An 18,818-nucleotide genomic window follows, 5' to 3' on the forward strand; every position below is an offset into this window, starting at 1 on the left:
GCCTCGACGGGTCTGCACCAGGAATCCAGAGGAGACTCATGTTGTTTTCCCAGCGAGGCCGTCGCCTCTCCCTCACGTCCGCGCTCGGGGTCGGTGCCGTCCTCGGCGCGGCCGTGCTCGTTCCGATCCCCGCGAGCGCCGCGACCGGCGCTCGCGTCGTGATCAACGAGGTCTACGGCGGCGGGGGGAACAACGGCGCGACCTACACGAACGACTTCATCGAGCTCTACAACGCCGGCGACACCGCCCTCTCGCTCGAGGGGTACTCGGTCCAGTACCGCAGCGGCACCGGCACGGGAGCGGCGACGGGGGTGACGGCGCTGACCGGCTCGATCGAGCCCGGCGCGACCTACCTGGTCGCGGAGGCGGCCGGATCCGGCGGGACTACGCCGTTGCCGACCCCTGACGCGACCGGCACGATCGCGATGAGCGGGACCGCCGGCACGGTGTGGCTCGCCGACACGACCGAGGCGATCAACCCGGGCACCGGCAGTGTGGTCGGCGCCGCGCAGGTCGTCGATCTCATCGGCTACGGCGCGAACACCTTCGAGGGGTCTGCAGCGGCGAAGCTCAGCAACACCACCGCAGCGACACGCACGGACGGCGCCGACACCAACGTCAACTCGGCCGATTTCACCGTCGCCGCCCCCACCCCGCAGTCCTCGGGATCGGGCGGGTCGACGCCGCAGCCGGAGCCGAGCGAGTCCGGTGAGCCCCAGCCCGAGCCGAGCGAGTCCGGCTCGGCTCCGACCACACCCGACGGCGTCACCCCGATCGCCGCCATCCAGGGCACGGGCGAGACCAGCCCGCTGGCCGGCACCACGGTCACGACCCGCGGTGTCGTCACGGCCGCCTACCCGCGCGGCGGGTTCAACGGCTTCTACATCCAGACGCCCGGCACGGGCGGGGCGATCGACACGGCTGCGCACACCGCATCCGACGCGGTCTTCGTCTTCGGCTCCTCCGCCGTCGCCAAGGTCGCCGTCGGCGACTACGTCGAGGTGACGGGCCCGGTGAGTGAATACCGGGGCACGACCGAGATCAGCCCCGCCGCCTCGGGGGTCACGGTGCTTTCCGACAGCGTCGCGCCGGTCACGCCCGCCGCGGTCTCCTGGCCCGCCACCGACGCCGAGCGGGAGCGCCTCGAAGGGATGCTGCTGGCGCCCCAGGGGGCGTTCACCGTCAGCGACACCTACGACACGAACTACTACGCCTCGATCGGCCTCGCCGCCGGCGACCGGCCGCTGCTCACGCCCACGGAGGTCGCCGCCCCCGGCACCGACGCGTACACCGCGGCCGTCGCCGACAACGCGGCTCGTGCCGTCACGCTCGACGACGGCTCGTCGCTGAACTTCACCTCCGCGGCGAACACGTCCATCCCCCTGCCCTACCTCTCCACCACGGCGCCGGTGCGCGTCGGGGCCGCGGTGACCTTCACGCGCCCCGTCGTCCTCGAGTACCGCAACAGCCAGTGGAACCTGCAGCCGACCCAGCAGCTCACGGTCGACAACGCCGCCTCGGTGCAGCCGGCCACGTTCGCGAACACGCGCACGTCTTCTCCCGCGGACGTCGGCGGCGACATCCAGATCGCCGGCTTCAACGTGCTGAACTACTTCCCCACCACGGGTGAGGATGCGGTCGCCGCCGGCGCTTCCTGCACGTTCTACAACGACCGCGAGGGCAACCCGATCACGGTCAACACCTGCTCGAACGGTCCCTCGGTGCGCGGCGCGGCCGACGATGCCAACCTCGCCCGGCAGCAGGCCAAGATCGTCGCCGCGATCAACGGCCTCGGCGCCGAGGTCGTCTCCCTCGAGGAGATCGAGAACTCGACCATCGCGGGCAAGGACCGGGACGCCGCGGTCGCGACCCTGGTGGCGGCCCTCAACGCCGCACTCGGTGCCGAGGAGTGGGCGTACGTGCCCTCGCCCGCCGCCGTGCCCGCCAAGGAGGATGTGATCCGCACGGCCTTCATCTACAAGAAGGCCGCCGTGAAGCCGGTCGGCGAGAGCGTGATCGATGATGCCGAGGCGTTCCAGAACGCACGGCAGCCGCTGGCGCAGGCGTTCGCGCGCGTCGGCGCGTCCGACGACCAGGCGTTCATCGCGATCGTCAACCACTTCAAGTCGAAGCGCGCGAGCGGCAGCAGAGACGGCGACGCCGGTGACGGTCAGGGTGCCGGAAACGGTGCGCGCGTCGCCCAGGCGAAGGAGCTCCTGAGCTTCTCCTCGACGCTGCAGCAGAAGTTCGGCACGACGAAGGTCTTCCTGATCGGCGACTTCAACGCGTACACGAAGGAGGACCCGATCCGGGTGCTCACGGATGCGGGGTACGTCGACCAGGGCTCCAAGACGGGCAAGTACAGCTACTCGTTCGACGGCGCGTCGGGCTCGCTCGACCACATCCTCGCGTCCCCGGACGCGGAGAAGGCCGTGACGGGTGCCGACATCTGGAACATCAACGCGGGCGAGTCGATCGCGCTCGAGTACAGCCGGTACAACTACAACGCGACGAACTTCTACGACGCCTCGCCCTATCGGTCGAGCGACCACGATCCGATCGTCGTCGGCGTCGACCTGCCGGAGGTCGCACCGGTCGAGCTGAACCTGCTGAACATCAACGACTTCCACGGTCGGATCGACACCAACACGGTCAAGTTCGCCGGCACGATCGAGCAGCTGCGCGCCCAGCACCCCGACAGCACGCTGTTCCTCTCGGACGGTGACAACATCGGTGCCTCGCTGTTCGCCTCGTCGTCCGCCGACGACAAGCCGACGCTGGACGTGCTGAACGCGCTCGGACTGGATGCCTCCGCGGTGGGCAACCACGAGTTCGACAAGGGCTTCTCCGACCTCAGCGGCCGGGTGGCGGACGAGGCGGACTTCCCGTACCTCGGGGCGAACGTCTACGTGAAAGGCACGACGACACCCGCGCTGGACGAGTACACGACCTTCGAGGTCCAGGGGCTCACGGTCGCCGTCATCGGTGCCGTGACGCAGGAGACGCCCTCGCTGGTCGCGCCCGGCGGGATCTCGGGGCTCGACTTCGGCGATCCCGTCGAGGCCGTCAACCGGGTGGCTGCGCGACTCACCGACGGCGACCCGAGCAACGGCGAGGCGCAGGTGATCATCGCGGAGTACCACGAGGGCGCGGCCGCGGGCGACGCGGAGAGCGCCTCGCTGGCGGACGAGCTCGCCGCAGGCAAGGCGTTCGCGCAGATCGTGCAGAACACCTCCGCATCCGTCGACGCGATCTTCACCGGGCACACCCACAAGAAGTACGCATGGAACGCGCCGGTGCCCGGCGTGCCCGGTGCCACGCGCCCGGTCCTGCAGACGGGGAGCTACGGCGAGAACATCGGTCAGGTCGTCCTGACGCTCGACCCGACCACCGGTCGCGTGCTCTCGTCCACGGTCCGCAACGTGGCGCGCACCACGACCGATGACGCCACGCTGACCGCGACCTACCCGCGGGTGGCCGAGGTCAAGGGGATCGTGGATGCGGCGATCGCCGCGGCGACGCTGATCGGCAACCAGCCGGTCGGCTCCGTGACCGCGGACATCACGACGGCGTACGTGGGCTCGGTGCGCGACAACCGCGCGAAGCAGTCCACGCTCGGCAACCTCGTGGCGGACTCGCTGGTCTCGTCGCTGAGCGCCGCGGACCGCGGTGGCGCCGAGATCGGGATCGTGAACCCCGGCGGTCTGCGCGCCGAGCTGCGGAAGGGCGATGACGGCGTCATCACCTACGCCGAGGCGAACGCCGTGCTGCCGTTCGTGAACAACCTGTGGACGACGACACTGACGGGAGCGCAGTTCAAGAGCGTGCTGGAGGAGCAGTGGCAGCTCGACGACAAGGGCAACGTGCCCTCGCGCCCCTATCTGCAGCTCGGGCTCTCGGACAACGTGTCGTACACCTACGACGCGCAGGCGCCGCAGGGCTCGCACATCACGAGCGTCTGGATCGACGGCGTGCCGTTGGATCCTGCGAAGTCGTACCGGGTCGGGTCGTTCAGCTTCCTGCTCCAGGGCGGCGACAACTTCCGCACGCTCGCCCAGGGGACCGACACGCGGGACTCGGGCCTCATCGACCGGGATGCGTGGATCCAGTACCTGCAGACCAACTCGCCGCTCTCGCCTTCGTTCGCGAGCCGCAGCGCCCAGGTCACGGGGCTCCCGGCGGCCGTCGCCGAAGGCGGCCTCGTGAGCTTCCAGGTCTCGGGTCTTGACCTGACCTCGCTCGGCTCGCCCGTCAACACGACGCTCGAGGCCCGGATCGGCGATGCGGCGTACGCGCCCATCGCGGTGCACGACGGGATCGCGAACGTCGCGCTGACGCTCCCCTCGGGGGTCACGGGCGCCGTCGAGATCGTGCTCACCGCTCCCGACAGCGGAACGGTCGTGCGACTGCCGCTCACGGTCCTCGCCGCGACGGGCGGCGGGGACGGCGGCGGGGCGAGCGGTGGCCAGCCCACGCAGCCGAGCACCCCCGCGCCGGAGAGCGCGCTCACCTCGACGCTGCAGAACATCATCAACGCCGGCGGCGGCCAGCTCTCGGTGGGCGCCACGATCACGATCCACATCGGCGTCGCCTACGCCGGCCAGTGGGTCGCGGTCTGGCTGCACTCCGACCCGGTGTTCCTCGGATGGAAGCAGGTGGATGCGGCGGGCAACGTGACCGTCACCCTGCCGGCGAACGTGTCGGGCGATCACCGGCTGGTCGTGCAGGACGCGGCGGGCAACGTCATCGGCTGGCAGGCCGTCGGCATCCGCGAGCTCGCGGCGACGGGCGGCGACGGCGGCCCGCTGGGCGGCATCGTGTTCGCCGCGGTGCTGCTGCTGGGGCTGGGGCTGAGCGCCCGGATCGTCACGCGTCGACGCCGCGCCTGAGCAGACGCTCGACGACGGAGGGGGAGCCGGAACCGGTTCCCCCTCCGTCGTGATCACGCCAGGTCGATGCGGGGGATCGCCCCCTGGCCGATCGGCGCCGTGGAGTTGCGCACGATCAGCCGCGGCTTGATGGTGATCTGCTCCGGGGGACGAGAGGGGTCCTCGATGTGCTGCTCCAGCAGCTCGACCGCCGTGATCCCCTGCTCGCGCGGCACCTGACGCAGCGTCGTGAGCGAGAACATGTCGGCGTACTCGTGGTCGTCGATCCCGATCACGCTGAGGCTCGAGGGCACGAGGATGCCGAGACGTCGGGCGGCCACGATCGCGCCGACGGCGACCTCGTCGCACGCGGCGACGATCGCCGTGGGCCGTGAGCGGGCGTCGCTGAGCATGTCGACGGCGGCCGCGTAGCCGTCGGGCATCGACAGCACGGCGGGCACCTGACGGATCTCGTCGGCGAGCCCGGCGTCGGTCATCGCGGCCCGGTAGCCGGCCACCCGCGCCGACTCGACGTGGGGCCAGCGGGTCTCGGAGCCCGCGCCGAGGAACACGATCCGGCGGTGACCGAGGGCGAGCAGATGCTCGGTCGCGCGCCGCGCCGCATCCTCGTCGTCGATCGTGATGACGCTCGTGCGCGGGCTCGGGCCGATGACGCTCACGACGGGCTTGCCGAGCGAGAGCATCCGGTCCAGCTCGTCCTCCTCCGGCTCCACGCCGATCGCGAGCAGCCCGTCGAACCGCTTGCGCGCCAGGAAGTCGTCGAAGATCAGCCGCCGTCGCTGCGACCCGGGCGTCGCGTCGTACAGCGTGAGGTCGAGGCCGCGGGCGAGGAGGGCGGACTGCACGCCTTCGAGGACCTCGGAGAAGAACCACCGGTTGACGTAGGGCATGACCACGCCGACGTTCTGGGTGCGCCCCGTCGACAGGCTCTGCGCGTTGGTGGAGGGCACGTAGCCGAGGGATGTCGCCGCCCGCTCGACACGATCGCGGGTCGCGGGGGAGACGTAGCCCGCTCCGCTCAGCGCACGGCTCGCGGTCGACTTCGACACCCCGGCAAGGCGGGCGACGTCGACGATCCCGCTCATGTGTGCTCCTCCGTGTCCGCGATGACCCTCTCACATGTTAGGGGCTCCTCGCACAATGTGGAATCGGTTTCAGGATTGTGGCCATCGCTGGGGAGCGCTCCCATGGACGCGTGTCGTGCCGAGGGAGCGCTCCCATCTCTCATATTTTCGAAAGGGAGCGCTCCCATCGCGACCTTTACCGAGTCGTGATCCGGTTGTATTGTGATCCCGGTCCGATTCCCCTACTGTTGCGTGGAATCGGTTCCTGAGTGGATCTGATGTGTCGGACAACAGACGTCCGCACTCAATGAGGAGAGGAATCACATGCTCAGAACAACACGGCGCCGCGTCCTGGTGCCGATCGCCCTGGCCGGCATCGCCGGTCTCGCACTCGCCGGTTGCGCCGAGAGCCCCTCGGGCGGCAGCAGCGACGCGGGCGGCGGGACCGTCCAGATCGCGGGAGGCATCACGGGGTCCGAGGCCGATCTGCTGAACCAGTCGTTCGAGCAGTTCACCAAGGACACCGGCATCAAGGTCGAGTACACGGGCGACAAGAGCTTCGAGGGCAACATCGTCACGAAGGTCGCCGGAGGCTCGGCGCCCGACATCGCGATCGTGCCCCAGCCCGGTCTGTTGAAGAGCCTCGTCGGGACCGGGGACGTCAAGCCCGCCACCGACGCGGTCTCCAAGAACGTCGACGAGAACTGGTCCTCGGACTGGAAGACCTACGGCACGGTCGACGGCACGTTCTACGCGGCGCCCATGCTCGCCAACGTCAAGGGCTACGTCTGGTACTCCCCGGCGAAGTTCAAGGAGTGGGGCGTCTCCATCCCGAAGACGTGGGACGAGCTCCTGACGCTCACCCAGACGATCCAGCAGAAGACGGGTGCCGCTCCCTGGTGCGCCGGCTTCAGCTCCGGCGACGCCTCCGGCTGGCCCGGCACCGACTGGATCGAGGACCTCGTGCTGCGCCAGTCCGGCCCCGACGTGTACGACCAGTGGGTCGCCGGCACGGTCAAGTTCACCGACCAGCCCGTCAAGGACGCCTTCGACGCCCTGGGCGGCATCCTGCTGAACCCCAGCTACGTCAACGCGGGCTTCGGCGACGTCAAGAGCATCAACTCGACCGCGTTCGCGGACGTGGCCGCCAAGGTCGCCGACGGCACCTGCCCGATGACGCACCAGGCCTCGTTCCTCTCGTCGAACTTCCTCGACGTGAAGACCGCCGACGGCAAGACCCCGACGGTCGCGCCGGACGGCGACGTCTACGCCTTCCTGCTCCCGGGCGTCAAGGCCGGCGGCGACACCTACGTCGAGGCCGGTGGTGAGTTCGTGACCGCGTTCTCCGACTCGGACAACGTCAAGAAGGTCCTGGAGTACATGTCAAGCCCCGACTTCGCCAACGCCCGCGTCAAGCTCGGCGGTGTGATCTCGGCCAACAAGAACGCCGACGCCTCGCTGGCCTCCAGCCCCTTCCTCGTGGACGCGATGAAGACGCTGCAGGACCCGAAGACCGTCGTCCGTTTCGACGCGTCCGACCTCATGCCGGCGTCGGTGGGCTCGGGATCGTTCTGGAAGGGCATGGTCAACTGGATCGACGGCAAGCCGACCGACCAGGTGCTGTCCGACATCCAGGCGGGCTACAACAACTGATCGATCGCTCGCACGGTGGGGCCGCCCGTTCCGCGGGTGGCCCCACCCCTCTCACCTGAGCGAGCCCGAACCAAGGGGAGTACATGTCGACGCCGACCACCACCGAAGCTCCACCGCCCGTGACCTCCGAGGCGCCGGAGGGCGCGCCATCCGGGACCATGAGACGCATCGCCGGCATCGTCGCGGTCGTCGCCGGTCTGGGCCTCGTGGTCATGCTGATCCTGCTGCTGACCAGTGGCGGGAACAAAGATGCCGCTCCCACCACGATCGGCTTCTCGCTCAACAGCTTCTTCGTCTGGCTGGGCGGGCTGAACCCGCTCGTGCAGATCCCCCTCGTGCTGGTGGTCTTCGGCGTCGTCGTCGGTGTCATCCTCGTGCTCATCGAGTACGCGCCGCGGGCCGGGCGGGGCTACTTCTGGCTGCGGCTGGCCGCGAGCATCGTGGTCCCGCTGATCGCCTTCCTGCTGCTGCGGCCCTACCAGAACGCGGTCGTGTACGTCGTGGCGATCGCCCTCCTCGCCGGCGCGCTGCTGTTCTTCGCCGACTACCGTGCACGAGCCGGTTCCGGCTACGTGTTCCAGCTCGTCATCTTCCTGGCGCCGGCGGCGACGATGCTGCTGGTCGGCCTGGTCTACCCGGCCATCTCGACGGTCTACCAGTCGTTCTTCGACAAGACGGGCGACACCTTCGTCTGGTTCGAGAACTACATCTGGACCTTCACCAACCCGGAGGGCTTCTGGTCGGTCATCAACACCCTCATCTGGGGTGTCGTCGCGCCGATCTTCTCGACCACGATCGGGCTGGCCTACGCCGCCTTCATCGACCGTGCACGCGGGGAGAAGCTGCTGAAGGTCTTCCTGTTCATGCCCTACGCGATCTCGTTCGTGGGCGCCGGCATCATCTGGAAGTTCGTGTACGACTACCGGCAGGGCCAGCAGGTCGGCATCCTGAACGCGATCATCACGATGTTCGGCGGCGAGCCCGTCAGCTGGCTCGACGCGCAGCCGCTGATCAACACCTTCTGCCTTCTGGTCGTGTTCATCTGGACCCAGACCGGTTTCGCGATGGTCGTGCTCTCGGCATCCATCAAGGCCGTTCCCACGGAGCAGCTGGAAGCCGCCCAGCTGGACGGCGCGAACGCCTGGGAGCGGTTCCGGAACGTCACGGTGCCCGGCATCCGCTCCTCGCTCATCGTGGTGCTCACCACGATCACGATCGCCTCCCTCAAGGTCTACGACATCGTCGCCGTCATGACCGGCGGTCGTTCCAACTCGACCGTGCTCGCCTTCGAGATGGTCAACCAGCAGCAACGGTTCCAGAGCTACGGCCACTCTTCCGCGCTGGCGGTCGTGCTGTTCCTCATCGTGACCCCGCTGATCGTGTACAACGTGCGGCAGATGCGCAAGCAGGAGGAGATCCGCTGATGGCTTCCATCGACACCGTCCCCACGATCGGCCGCAAGGCCGTGCGCGACGAGGCGCGCCGCGCACGCAAGAGCGAGAGCGAGGCGCACAAGCGCCTCACGTCCAAGGGCGCGACGATCACGGCGATCGTCATCGCGATCTTCTGGACGATCCCCACCTTCGGCCTGTTCGTCACGTCGTTCCGGCCCGGCGCCGACGCGAACTCGACCGGGTGGTGGACCGTCTTCGTCGACCCGAGCTTCACGCTGCAGAACTACGTCGAGGCGCTGACCTCGGGCGGCACGGCGCTCACGCTCAGCCAGTCGTTCGTCAACTCGCTCGCGATCTCGATCCCGGCCACCGTCATCCCGATCGCGCTCGCGTCGCTGGCCGCCTACGCGTTCGCGTGGATCCCCTTCAAGGGGCGCAGCGCCGTGTTCACGTTCGTGTTCGCGCTGCAGATCCTGCCGTTGCAGATGGCGCTCGTGCCGCTGCTGAGCCTCTTCTCGCGCGGCCTCACGATCGGTGACGTGAACATCTTCCCCGGCTTCGCCCTCCGCGGCGTGGAGCACAGCTTCGCGACCGTGTGGATCGCGCACTCGATCTTCGCGCTGCCGCTGGCGATCTTCCTGCTGCACAACTTCATCCGCGAGATCCCCGGCGAGCTGATCGAGGCGGCGCGCGTCGACGGGGCCGGGCACGGGCAGATCTTCTTCCGGATGATCCTGCCGCTCGCGATGCCGGCGATCGCGTCCTTCGCGATCTTCCAGTTCCTGTGGGTGTGGAACGACCTTCTGGTGGCCACGATCTTCGCGCCGAGCTCGTCGCTGCCGCTGACCCAGACGCTGAACTCGCTGTCGGGGTCGTGGGGCAACAAGTGGTACCTGCAGTCGGCCGGTACCTTCATCTCGATCATCGTGCCGCTGATCGTGTTCTTCGCCCTCCAGCGGTTCTTCGTCCGCGGTCTGCTGGCCGGCGCGACGAAGGGCTGACCGCGAGACCAGTCCGACGCGCTGAGACCGGCGATGAGCCCGCCGGTCTCAGCGCGCGGACCTGGTCTCGCGGATAGGGTGAAGGCCATGGCGACGGCGGGGGACCAGACGGCGGGTGGCCAGGCGACGACGGGGCTCGGCGAAGCCGACGTCGCGGAGCGGATCGCCGCGGGACGCACGAACGCCTATGACGCCGACACGAGTCGCTCGGTCTGGAGCATCGTCCGCGCCAACGTCTTCACGCTGTTCAACGGCATCGTGGGGGCATGCTTCCTCGTGCTGCTGCTGGTCGGCCGGTGGCAGGACGCGTTGTTCGGGCTCGCGGCGTTCTCCAACGCGATCATCGGATGCGTCCAGGAGTTCCGTGCCAAGGCGGCGCTGGATCGGCTCGCCCTGCTGAACGCGCCCCGCGCGCGCGTGCGACGCTCGGGCGCCGAGATCGAGATCGCGCCGGCCGAGGTCGTGCTCGACGACATCCTCGTGCTCCGCGCCGGGGATCAGGTCGCCGCCGACGCCGAGGTGCTCGGCTCGCGTGCCCTGCAGATCGACGAGTCCATGCTCACGGGCGAGTCGGATGCGGTGGACAAGCCCGCGGGGAGCGAAGCGCTGTCGGGCTCGGTCGTGGTCGGGGGCGAGGGCGAGGCGCGTGTCGTGCGGGTGGGCGCCGACTCCTACGCGAACGCGTTCCAGGCCGAGGCCAAGCGCTTCTCGATGGTCGGCAGCGAGCTGCGCTCCTCGATCGATCGGGTGCTGCGCTGGGTCGGGTGGGCGATCGGGCCGATCGGGCTTCTCGTGCTCAACGCCCAGGTGCAGGTCGCGGGCGGCTGGGGGAGCGTCTTCCAGAGCGGTCGCTGGGTTCAGGCCGTCGTGAACACCGTCGCCTCGCTGACGGCGATGATCCCGCTCGGACTCGTCCTGATGACCTCGATCGCCTTCGCGGTGGGAGCAGCCCGGCTCGCCTCGAAGCAGGTGCTCGTCAACGAGCTGCCGGCCGTGGAGGGACTGGCGCGCGTCGACGTCGTCTGTCTCGACAAGACCGGCACGCTCACGGTGGGCGAGATCGCGTACGACGGGGCGCTCGCGCTGCCGGACGCGGTGCCCGGCTGGGAGTCGGCGCTCGGCTGGTACGGCGCGGCCCCGGACGCCAACGCGACGGCGCGCTGCCTCCGCGAGGCCTATCCCGACCCCCGTCTCGTCGCGTCCGCCACGATCCCGTTCTCCTCCGCGCGCAAGTGGAGCGCGGCGACCCTCGGCGACACGGGCACCTGGGTCCTCGGTGCGCCGGAGATGGTGTTCGGCGCGCGGGCGACGGATGTCGCGGACCCGCTGGGCGCGGCCGTCACCCGGTTGGCCTCGACCGGACTGCGCACGCTCGTGCTCGGCCGCTCGCCGCATCCGCTGACCCCGGCCGAGCAGGAGGCCGAGCTCCTGCCGGCTGACGTCGAGCCGGTGGCGGTCGTCACGTTCCGTGAGCAGGTGCGCGAGGACGCCGCCCGGACGCTGGCGTACTTCGGTGAGCAGGGGGTCGGCATCCGCATCATCTCCGGCGACAACCCCCGCACCGTCGCCGCGATCGCCCGAGAGGTGGGGGTCGAGGTCGATGAGGGCTATGACGCGCGGATGCTGCCGGAGGACCAGGAGGCGCTCGCCGACGTGCTCGAGCGGCACACCGTGTTCGGCCGGGTGACGCCGGACCAGAAGAAGGACATGGTCGTGGCGCTGCAGAGCCGGGGGCACACGGTGGCGATGACCGGCGACGGCGTCAACGACGCCCTCGCGATCAAGACCGCCGACATCGGCATCGCCATGAACTCGGGCGCCGCGGCGACCAAGGCGGTCGCGCGCCTCGTGCTGCTGGACGGCAGGTTCTCGCACCTGCCCGACGTCGTCGCGGAGGGTCGACAGGTGATCGCCAACATCGAGCGGGTCTCGATGCTGTTCCTCACCAAGACCACCTATGCGACGGGACTCGCGATCCTCTTCGGCTGCCTCGTGCTGGAGTTCCCGTTCCTGCCGCGGCAGCTCTCGATCACGGACGGCCTGACGATCGGCATCCCGGCGTTCTTCCTCGCGCTCATGCCGAACGCGCGCCGCTACGTGCCGGGGTTCCTCCGCCGCTCGCTGTCGTTCGCGATCCCCTCGGGCATCGTCGTGGCCCTCACGCTCGCGGGGTACACCCTCACCTGCCGAGCGCTCGGCGTCGAGATGCCGCAGCTGCGGACGGGGTCGACCATCATCCTCGCGATCGTCGGGATCTGGGTGCTCGCTGTCCTCTCCCGCCCGCTCAACCGCTACAAGGTCGTCGTGATCGGAGCCATGTTCATCGCCCTGACGGCGTTGTTCACGATCCCGCTCGCTTCGGTGTTCTTCGAGCTGACGGATCCGGGCGAGGCGGCCGCGTGGGTGCTGACCGGCTACACGATCGCCGCGATCTGTCTGATCGAGATCGTGCGGCTGTTCCATCTGCGCTTCGTGCGGCGCGATCTGCGGGCGACGGCCGCCCATCGTGCCGCCGTCTGAGGTCTGCCCGTCTGAGGTCTGACCGTCGGCCGGTCGGCCGGCCGGCCCGTCAGCTCGTCGCGCGCGACGCGAACGTCACGATCTCCCGTGCGACGTCGGCCCGGATCTCGGGCTCGTTGTGCACCTCGTGGCGGAAGCCGGAGTACACCCGTACCCGCACGTCGGCATGGCCCGAGTCGATGAGACGGTTCCCGACGTGGTAGGCGCCCTCGCCGAAGTTGGCCACCGGGTCGGCGTCGCCCGCGAGGATCAGCACCGGGAGCGAGGCCGGGACGCCGCCGTACCAATCGTCCCCGTTCACCCGGTCGTAGAGCGCGACGAACCCCTGCAGGAACCGCGTCGTCAGCGGCGCTCCGAAGTTGTTGAGGGGGTCGCGCCCGTGATCGCGCACGACGTCCGCGTCGGCGGCGATCCAGTCCGTGGGGCCGGCTCCCTCGCCGTAGCGGCTGGTGAAGTCGGTGAACATCGCGATGCCGTAGGCGTCCGGCGCCGGGCGTGAGGTGTCGGTCTCGGCCGCGAGGGCGACGCGATCGATGCGCTGCTCGATGCCCTCCATCTGCGCGGCGATCCCGCCCAGGACCAGGCCCGCCAGTGCGGCGCGCGGCGTCTGCGCGAGCCCGCGCGCGATCATGGAGCCCCACGAGTGGCCGAACACGACGACCGGCAGCTCGGGGAACCGGTCCCGCGCGAGCTCCTGCAGCGTCCACTCGTCCTCGACGACCACGCGGTCGGCGTCGTCGCCCGCATCGCCCCACACGCCGCTGGTCATGGCGGTCTTGCCGTGACCGGCGTGATCGCCGGCGACCACCACGAATCCCTCGTCGAGCAGCGTCACGATGAGGGGCAGGTAGCGGCGGGAGTGCTCGCCGAGCCCGTGGATGAGGTGGATGATGCCGCGGGCCGGCCGAACCGGCTCGTAGATCCATCCGAAGATCGTGTCCCGCCCGTTCGCGGAAGCGAACTCGACCTCGTGCAACGCCATCGTCTTCTCCTCGTCCGCGCCGCGCCGCGTGCCCGCCGGACGCGGGGACACCGCAGGACGGCCGCGTTTCCAGCCTAGAACCGCGCGGCGCCGGACGCGGTCGATCAGACCGCCATCGGATCCGGCGCCGGCTCCCGGGAGACGAAGTAGCGCGACCCGGGCGGCGCCCACACCACGACCAGCAGGGCGAGGCCGAGCAGGATGTCGAGCGCGCTGGACGCGTCCCAGGTGTCGCTCGTCACGATCGTGACGACGTGCAGGACGAGCTCGAGCACGGCGTAGAGGGTGACGAGGAGCCGCGACAGCCGGCTGCCCCTGCGGATGCCGCCTGCGACGGCGAGCGTGAGCAGCCCGAAGAGGATGGTTCCCGCCCCCACGAGCGAGACCGTCAGGACGTCGGACTCGGCGACCCGGTAGCGGCTGAGGAGGATGAGGATGCCGAGGCCGACACTGAGCAGCCCGCTCACCGTCACGAGCACGACAGCGAGGGTCACCACGAGGGGGCGGCGCACGTGCTTCTCCGTCACGGCCCCACGATAGCGCGCCCGCCCGGAGCGGAAGGCGGCCGCGTCCGGTAGCATCGGACACCGGCGTCGAATCGTTTCGACCGCCGTCCCCCTTCTCGTGAACTGGAACTGACGTGCCCGAATCCGTCGACCCGCGGCCGTCCACCGGCGCGATCCGCGCCCTGGGGCGCGACCCGCGCACCGCCCCGCTCGTGCTGCACCCCGGAGATGCCATGACGGCCCGCCGTCGCGCCGTCTACGTGGTGCTGCTGGGGGCGCTCACGGCGCTCGGCCCCTTCACTATCGACCTCTACCTGCCGGCGTTCCCGGTGCTGGAGGCCGACTTCCACACGACCGCGGCCGCCATCCAGCTCACCCTCACCGGCACCATGATCGGCTTCGCCGTCGGTCAGCTGATCGTCGGGCCCCTCAGCGACAAGGTCGGGCGTCGCGTGCCGCTGCTCGCCGTCACGGCCCTGCACGTGGTGGCGAGCGTCGCGGCCGCGATCGCCCCCGACCTCCTGCTGCTGGGCGTCGCCCGGGTCGTCATGGGCGCCGGCGCGGCGGCGGGCGGCGTGGTGGCGGCGGCGATCGTGCGCGATCTGTTCGGCGGCAAGCGGCTGGTCGTGATGCTGTCGCGACTCGCGCTCGTCTCGGGCGTCGCGCCCGTGCTCGCCCCGCTCGTCGGCTCGTGGCTGCTCGGGGTCATGCCGTGGCGCGGCATCTTCGTCGTGCTGGCGCTGTACGGCGCCGTCATGCTCGTGTGCTCGCTGTTCCTGGTCCCCGAGACGCTGCCGAAGGCGCGGCGTGAGGAGCGCGGCTCGACGACCGTGTGGCAGCGCTACCGCAGCGTCTTCGGCGACCGCGTGTTCGTCGGGGTGCTCGTGATCGGCGGCATGAGCTTCTCCGGGCTCTTCTCCTACCTCTCGGCATCCTCGTTCCTGTTCCAGCAGAGCTACGGATTCGACGCGCAGCAGTACGGGCTGCTGTTCGCGGTCAACTCGCTGGGGATCATCATCGGAGTGCAGGCCGCGTCGCGGCTCGCCGCGCGGTTCGGGCCGCAGTGGGTCATGGCGTTCTCGACGGCCGTCCTCGTCGTCGCCGGCGCGGCCATCATCGTGACCGACCAGCTCGGCTGGGGGCTGTGGGGCACGATCGTTCCCCTGTTCGTGTTCATCACGGCGTGCGGGTTCACGCTGCCGTGCGTCCAGGTGCTGGCGCTCGATCGCCACGGCTCGGCGGCCGGCACGGCGCAGTCGATCATCGGCGCCACGAACTTCGGGGTCGCCGGCCTCGTGTCGCCGCTCGTGGGGTGGATCGCGAAGGATGCGGGCATCACGGCGACGACCATGGCGTCGGTCATGGTCGGGTGCGCGGTGATCGCGGTCGCGGCGCTCTGGCTCGTCGTGCGGCCGCGGACCGTGGCGTTGCTCGCGCCCTGAGCGTTGCTCACGTCCTGAGCCCTGCGGGGCGGCACAATGGGGCGATGGACGGTGTCCCGCACCCGCCGACGCGGACGCTCGTGGTCGGCATCCTTCTCCTGCTGCTGGCGGGCGTGCTCGGAGCCGCCGTGCTCCTGCGGGGCTCGGGCCCTTTCGCGATCGACGCCTGGTGGAACACCCTGCTCGTCGACCTGGACTCGCCGGTGGTCCACGGTCTCGGTCGCGTGCTGGGCGTGCTCGGCGGGGTGTGGGTGAGCATCGTGCTCGTGACGCTCGGGGGCGCCGCCGCGCTGGTCGCCGTGGGGCGACGGTGGGCGGCGCTCTACCTCGTGGCGGCGCAGTTGGTCAGCGCCGTGGCGGTGCAGGTGCTCAAGCACCTCTTCGGCCGCGCGCGCCCGGAGGAGATCCTCGTCCTGAGCGACTACGGCTCCTTCCCCTCCGGCCATACGGCGGCAGCGGCGACCGTGGCGGTCGTCGCCACCGTCGTGTTCGGGCGGTGGTGGGTGGGCGCCCTGGGCGCATGCTGGATCGTGGTGATGGGCCTCAGTCGCACGTCCGTGCACGCGCACTGGCTGAGCGACGTGCTCGGCGGAGCGCTGGTCGGGGCCGGCGCGGCGCTCGTGGTGGCCGCCGCCTTCGCGCCCCCGCCCCCGCTCCCCTCCGCCCCGCTCCCGCGTCGCCCCGTCCTCTGACCGCGAGACCAGTCCGGCGCGCCGAGACCGGCGAGAAAACCGCCGGTCTCGGCGCCGCGGACTGGTCTCGCGGGTCCGGCGGTAGCATCGGGGCATGGCGACGAAGGCACCGAAGGACGACATCGACGAGGCGAAGCTGCGCGTCGGGCACCCGAAGAAGGTCGCGGTGGGCGTCCCCGCGGTCATGCACGCCCTCGGGATCGCGTACCAGCAGGCCGGCGTCGTCCGCAGCGCGCGGGCCCTGCTGCGCGTCAACCAGAAGGACGGATTCGACTGCCCCGGATGCGCCTGGCCGGAGACCGACCACCGTCACGTCGCGGAGTTCTGCGAGAACGGCGCCAAGGCCGTCGCGGAGGAGACGACACTGCGCACGGTCGGCCCCGAGTTCTTCGCGTCCCATTCGCTCGACGAGCTGCGCACGCACGACGACTGGTGGCTCGGTCAGCAGGGGCGGCTCACGCAGCCGATGATCCTCGACGAGGGGGCCACGCACTATCGTCCCGCCTCCTGGGACGAGGCGCTCGGCGAGATCGCCGACACCCTGCGCGGTCTCGACGACCCGGACCAGGCGATCTTCTACACCTCCGGACGCGCCTCGAACGAGTCGGCCTTCCTCTATCAGCTGCTCGTGCGGGGCCTCGGCACCAACAACCTGCCGGACTGCTCGAACATGTGCCACGAGTCGAGCGGCTCCGCGCTCACCGAGACGATCGGGATCGGCAAGGGGACGGTCTCGATCGAGGACATCCACACCGCGAAGCTCCTGATCGTCGCCGGCCAGAACCCCGGGACCAACCATCCGCGGATGCTGAGCGCGCTCGAGAAGGCCAAGCAGAACGGCGCGACGATCATCGCCGTGAACCCGCTGCCGGAGGCCGGGCTCATGCGCTTCGAGAACCCGCAGACGGTCAAGGGGGTGCTGCTGGGCGGCACCGCCATCGCCGACCGCTTCGTGCAGATCCGTCTCGGCGGCGACCAGGCGCTGTTCCAGGCGATCGGCAAGCACCTCCTCGAGGTCGAGGAGCGCGCGGGCGGCGTGCTCGACCACGCGTTCATCGCCGCGCACACGAGCGGCTTCGAGGAGTACACGAGCGCGATGGCCGCGGCATCCTGGTCGGAGCTCGAGACGGCCACGGGGCTGTCCGAGGCCGAGATGCGGGAGATCGCGGAGGCCGTGCGCACCTCTCCGGCCACGATCGTCTGCTGGGCGATGGGGCTCACGCAGCACAAGCACTCCGTGCCCACGCTGCGCGAGGTGGTCAACGTTCTGCTGCTCCAGGGCAACATCGGGCGGCCCGGAGCGGGCGTGTGCCCGGTGCGCGGGCACTCGAACGTGCAGGGCGACCGCACGGTCGGCATCTATGAGAAGCCTGCCGACGCTTTCCTCGACGCGATGGACGCCGAGTTCTCGTTCTCCTCGCCGCGTGAGCACGGCTACGACGTGGTCGCCGCGATCCGGGCGATGGATGCCGGCAAGGCCCGTTTCTTCATGGCTCTGGGCGGCAACTTCGTCTCCGCGACCCCCGACACCGAGATCGTCGAGCGCTCCCGCGCGACCCTCGACCTCACCGTCGAGGTCTCGACCAAGCTCAACCGTTCCCATGTCGTCACCGGCAAGCGCGCGATCATCCTCCCGGTCCTCGGGCGCACCGACCGCGACGTGCGCGGCGGACGCGAGCAGCGCATCACCGTCGAGGACTCCATGGGGGCGGTCCACTCGTCACGGGGCCGGCTCACGCCGCCCTCCGACGATCTGCTGAGCGAGGTCGCGATCATCGCGCGGCTGTGCGGGCTGCTGTTCGGCGAGAGCGGCTCGGCTCCGGATGCCTCGGCCTCCCATGGTGGGGATGTCGATCGCCACCAGGTCGAGCGCGATCCGGTCGAGCAGGCCTCGCAGGTCGATCCGGTCGGCCTCGCGCACCCGGCGAACGTGCCGCATGCCGACTGGTCGGCGTTGGAGAACGACTACGCGCTCATCCGCACGCACATCCAGAACGTCATCCCGGGGTTCGACGACTACGAGCGCCGGATCGACAAGGGCCGCACGTTCTTCCTGCCCAACGGGCCGCGCGACGGACGACGCTTCGCGACGACGGACGGCAAGGCGCACTTCACCGCCAACCCGCTCGAGTACCCGCACATCCCCGAGGGCCGTCTGCTGCTGCAGACGCTGCGCTCGCACGATCAGTACAACACCACGATCTACGGCAAGGACGACCGCTACCGCGGCATCCACGACGGCCGCCGCGTGGTGCTCCTCCACGCCGACGACATCGTCGAGCTCGGCTTCGCCGACGGCGACGTCGTCGATCTCGTCTCGGAGTGGACGGCGCCGGACGGCGCGGTGCAGGAGCGCCGGGCGCCGGCCTTCCGGCTCGTCGCGTACTCGACGCCGCGGGGCAACGCCGCCGCCTACTACCCCGAGACGAACGTGCTGGTGCCGCTCGAGTCGGTGGCGGACGTCTCGGGCACACCGACCTCGAAGGCGGTCGTCGTCCGTCTGGAGCGGGCGGCCTAGCGGAGCGAGCGACGAATCGCGCGGAGTCAAGGGGGGCCTGTCCCTCGGGTCGCGGCTCTACCGTGACGCTGTGAGCGACCTCGCCGACGACACCGACACCGACACCGACACCGAGCCCGCCGACGCCAGCGATGCCACGCGGGCGCAGGATCTCAGC

The 18,818-nt window shown here is 70.1% G+C and carries 11 protein-coding genes; 8 read left to right on the plus strand and 3 right to left on the minus strand.

What is annotated here, in order from left to right:
- Nucleotides 1–38: 38 nt before the first annotated feature.
- On the plus strand, nt 39–4,889 hold the full coding sequence (locus QE381_RS14590) for an ExeM/NucH family extracellular endonuclease (protein WP_307219308.1): 4,851 nt from the start codon (nt 39–41) through the stop codon (nt 4,887–4,889).
- Between the two features lie 53 nt (nt 4,890–4,942).
- Here the strand turns inward: QE381_RS14590 and QE381_RS14595 are convergent, their stop codons facing one another.
- Nucleotides 4,943–5,974, minus strand: coding sequence for a LacI family DNA-binding transcriptional regulator (locus QE381_RS14595; protein ID WP_307219310.1), 1,032 nt, complete (start codon nt 5,972–5,974; stop codon nt 4,943–4,945).
- 303 nt (nt 5,975–6,277) lie between these two features.
- On the opposite strand from QE381_RS14595, the gene QE381_RS14600 reads away from it, so the two are divergent.
- From QE381_RS14600 to QE381_RS14615, 4 genes are all read left to right on the plus strand, one after another.
- Nucleotides 6,278–7,606: an ABC transporter substrate-binding protein gene (locus QE381_RS14600; RefSeq protein ID WP_307219312.1), complete on the plus strand. Its 1,329-nt coding sequence runs from the start codon at nt 6,278–6,280 to the stop codon at nt 7,604–7,606.
- 83 nt (nt 7,607–7,689) lie between these two features.
- Nucleotides 7,690–9,030, plus strand: a complete 1,341-nt coding sequence (locus QE381_RS14605) for a carbohydrate ABC transporter permease (protein WP_373426956.1) — start codon at nt 7,690–7,692, stop codon at nt 9,028–9,030.
- Complete coding sequence (locus QE381_RS14610) at nt 9,030–10,001, plus strand: carbohydrate ABC transporter permease (RefSeq protein WP_307219314.1); 972 nt, start codon at nt 9,030–9,032, stop codon at nt 9,999–10,001. The genes QE381_RS14605 and QE381_RS14610 overlap by 1 nt, the downstream gene beginning before the upstream one ends.
- Before the next feature lie 87 nt (nt 10,002–10,088).
- Nucleotides 10,089–12,521 carry an HAD-IC family P-type ATPase gene (locus tag QE381_RS14615; RefSeq protein ID WP_307219316.1) on the plus strand — a complete coding sequence of 811 codons (2,433 nt, stop codon included), beginning with the start codon at nt 10,089–10,091 and terminating at the stop codon, nt 12,519–12,521.
- 49 nt (nt 12,522–12,570) lie between these two features.
- Here the strand turns inward: QE381_RS14615 and QE381_RS14620 are convergent, their stop codons facing one another.
- Both QE381_RS14620 and QE381_RS14625 read right to left on the minus strand, forming a co-directional pair.
- Nucleotides 12,571–13,503 carry an alpha/beta fold hydrolase gene (locus QE381_RS14620; RefSeq protein ID WP_307219318.1) on the minus strand — a complete coding sequence of 311 codons (933 nt, stop codon included), beginning with the start codon at nt 13,501–13,503 and terminating at the stop codon, nt 12,571–12,573.
- Nucleotides 13,504–13,607: 104 nt separating this feature from the next.
- On the minus strand, nt 13,608–14,030 hold the full coding sequence (locus QE381_RS14625; protein WP_307219320.1) for a hypothetical protein: 423 nt from the start codon (nt 14,028–14,030) through the stop codon (nt 13,608–13,610).
- A 113-nt stretch (nt 14,031–14,143) separates the two neighbouring features.
- On the opposite strand from QE381_RS14625, the gene QE381_RS14630 reads away from it, so the two are divergent.
- The 3 genes from QE381_RS14630 (at nt 14,144) to QE381_RS14640 (ending at nt 18,661) form a co-directional block, all read left to right on the plus strand.
- Nucleotides 14,144–15,451 carry a multidrug effflux MFS transporter gene (locus tag QE381_RS14630; protein WP_307219322.1) on the plus strand — a complete coding sequence of 436 codons (1,308 nt, stop codon included), beginning with the start codon at nt 14,144–14,146 and terminating at the stop codon, nt 15,449–15,451.
- 44 nt (nt 15,452–15,495) lie between these two features.
- Nucleotides 15,496–16,143: a phosphatase PAP2 family protein gene (locus QE381_RS14635; RefSeq protein ID WP_307219325.1), complete on the plus strand. Its 648-nt coding sequence runs from the start codon at nt 15,496–15,498 to the stop codon at nt 16,141–16,143.
- Nucleotides 16,144–16,237: 94 nt separating this feature from the next.
- The gene (locus tag QE381_RS14640; protein ID WP_307219327.1) at nt 16,238–18,661 is read left to right on the plus strand and encodes an FdhF/YdeP family oxidoreductase; all 2,424 of its coding nucleotides are present in this window, start codon (nt 16,238–16,240) and stop codon (nt 18,659–18,661) included.
- The last annotated feature ends 157 nt before the right edge of the window (nt 18,662–18,818 follow it).

Source organism: Microbacterium sp. SORGH_AS_0888 (assembly GCF_030818905.1).
Classification (GTDB): Bacteria; Actinomycetota; Actinomycetes; order Actinomycetales; family Microbacteriaceae; genus Microbacterium.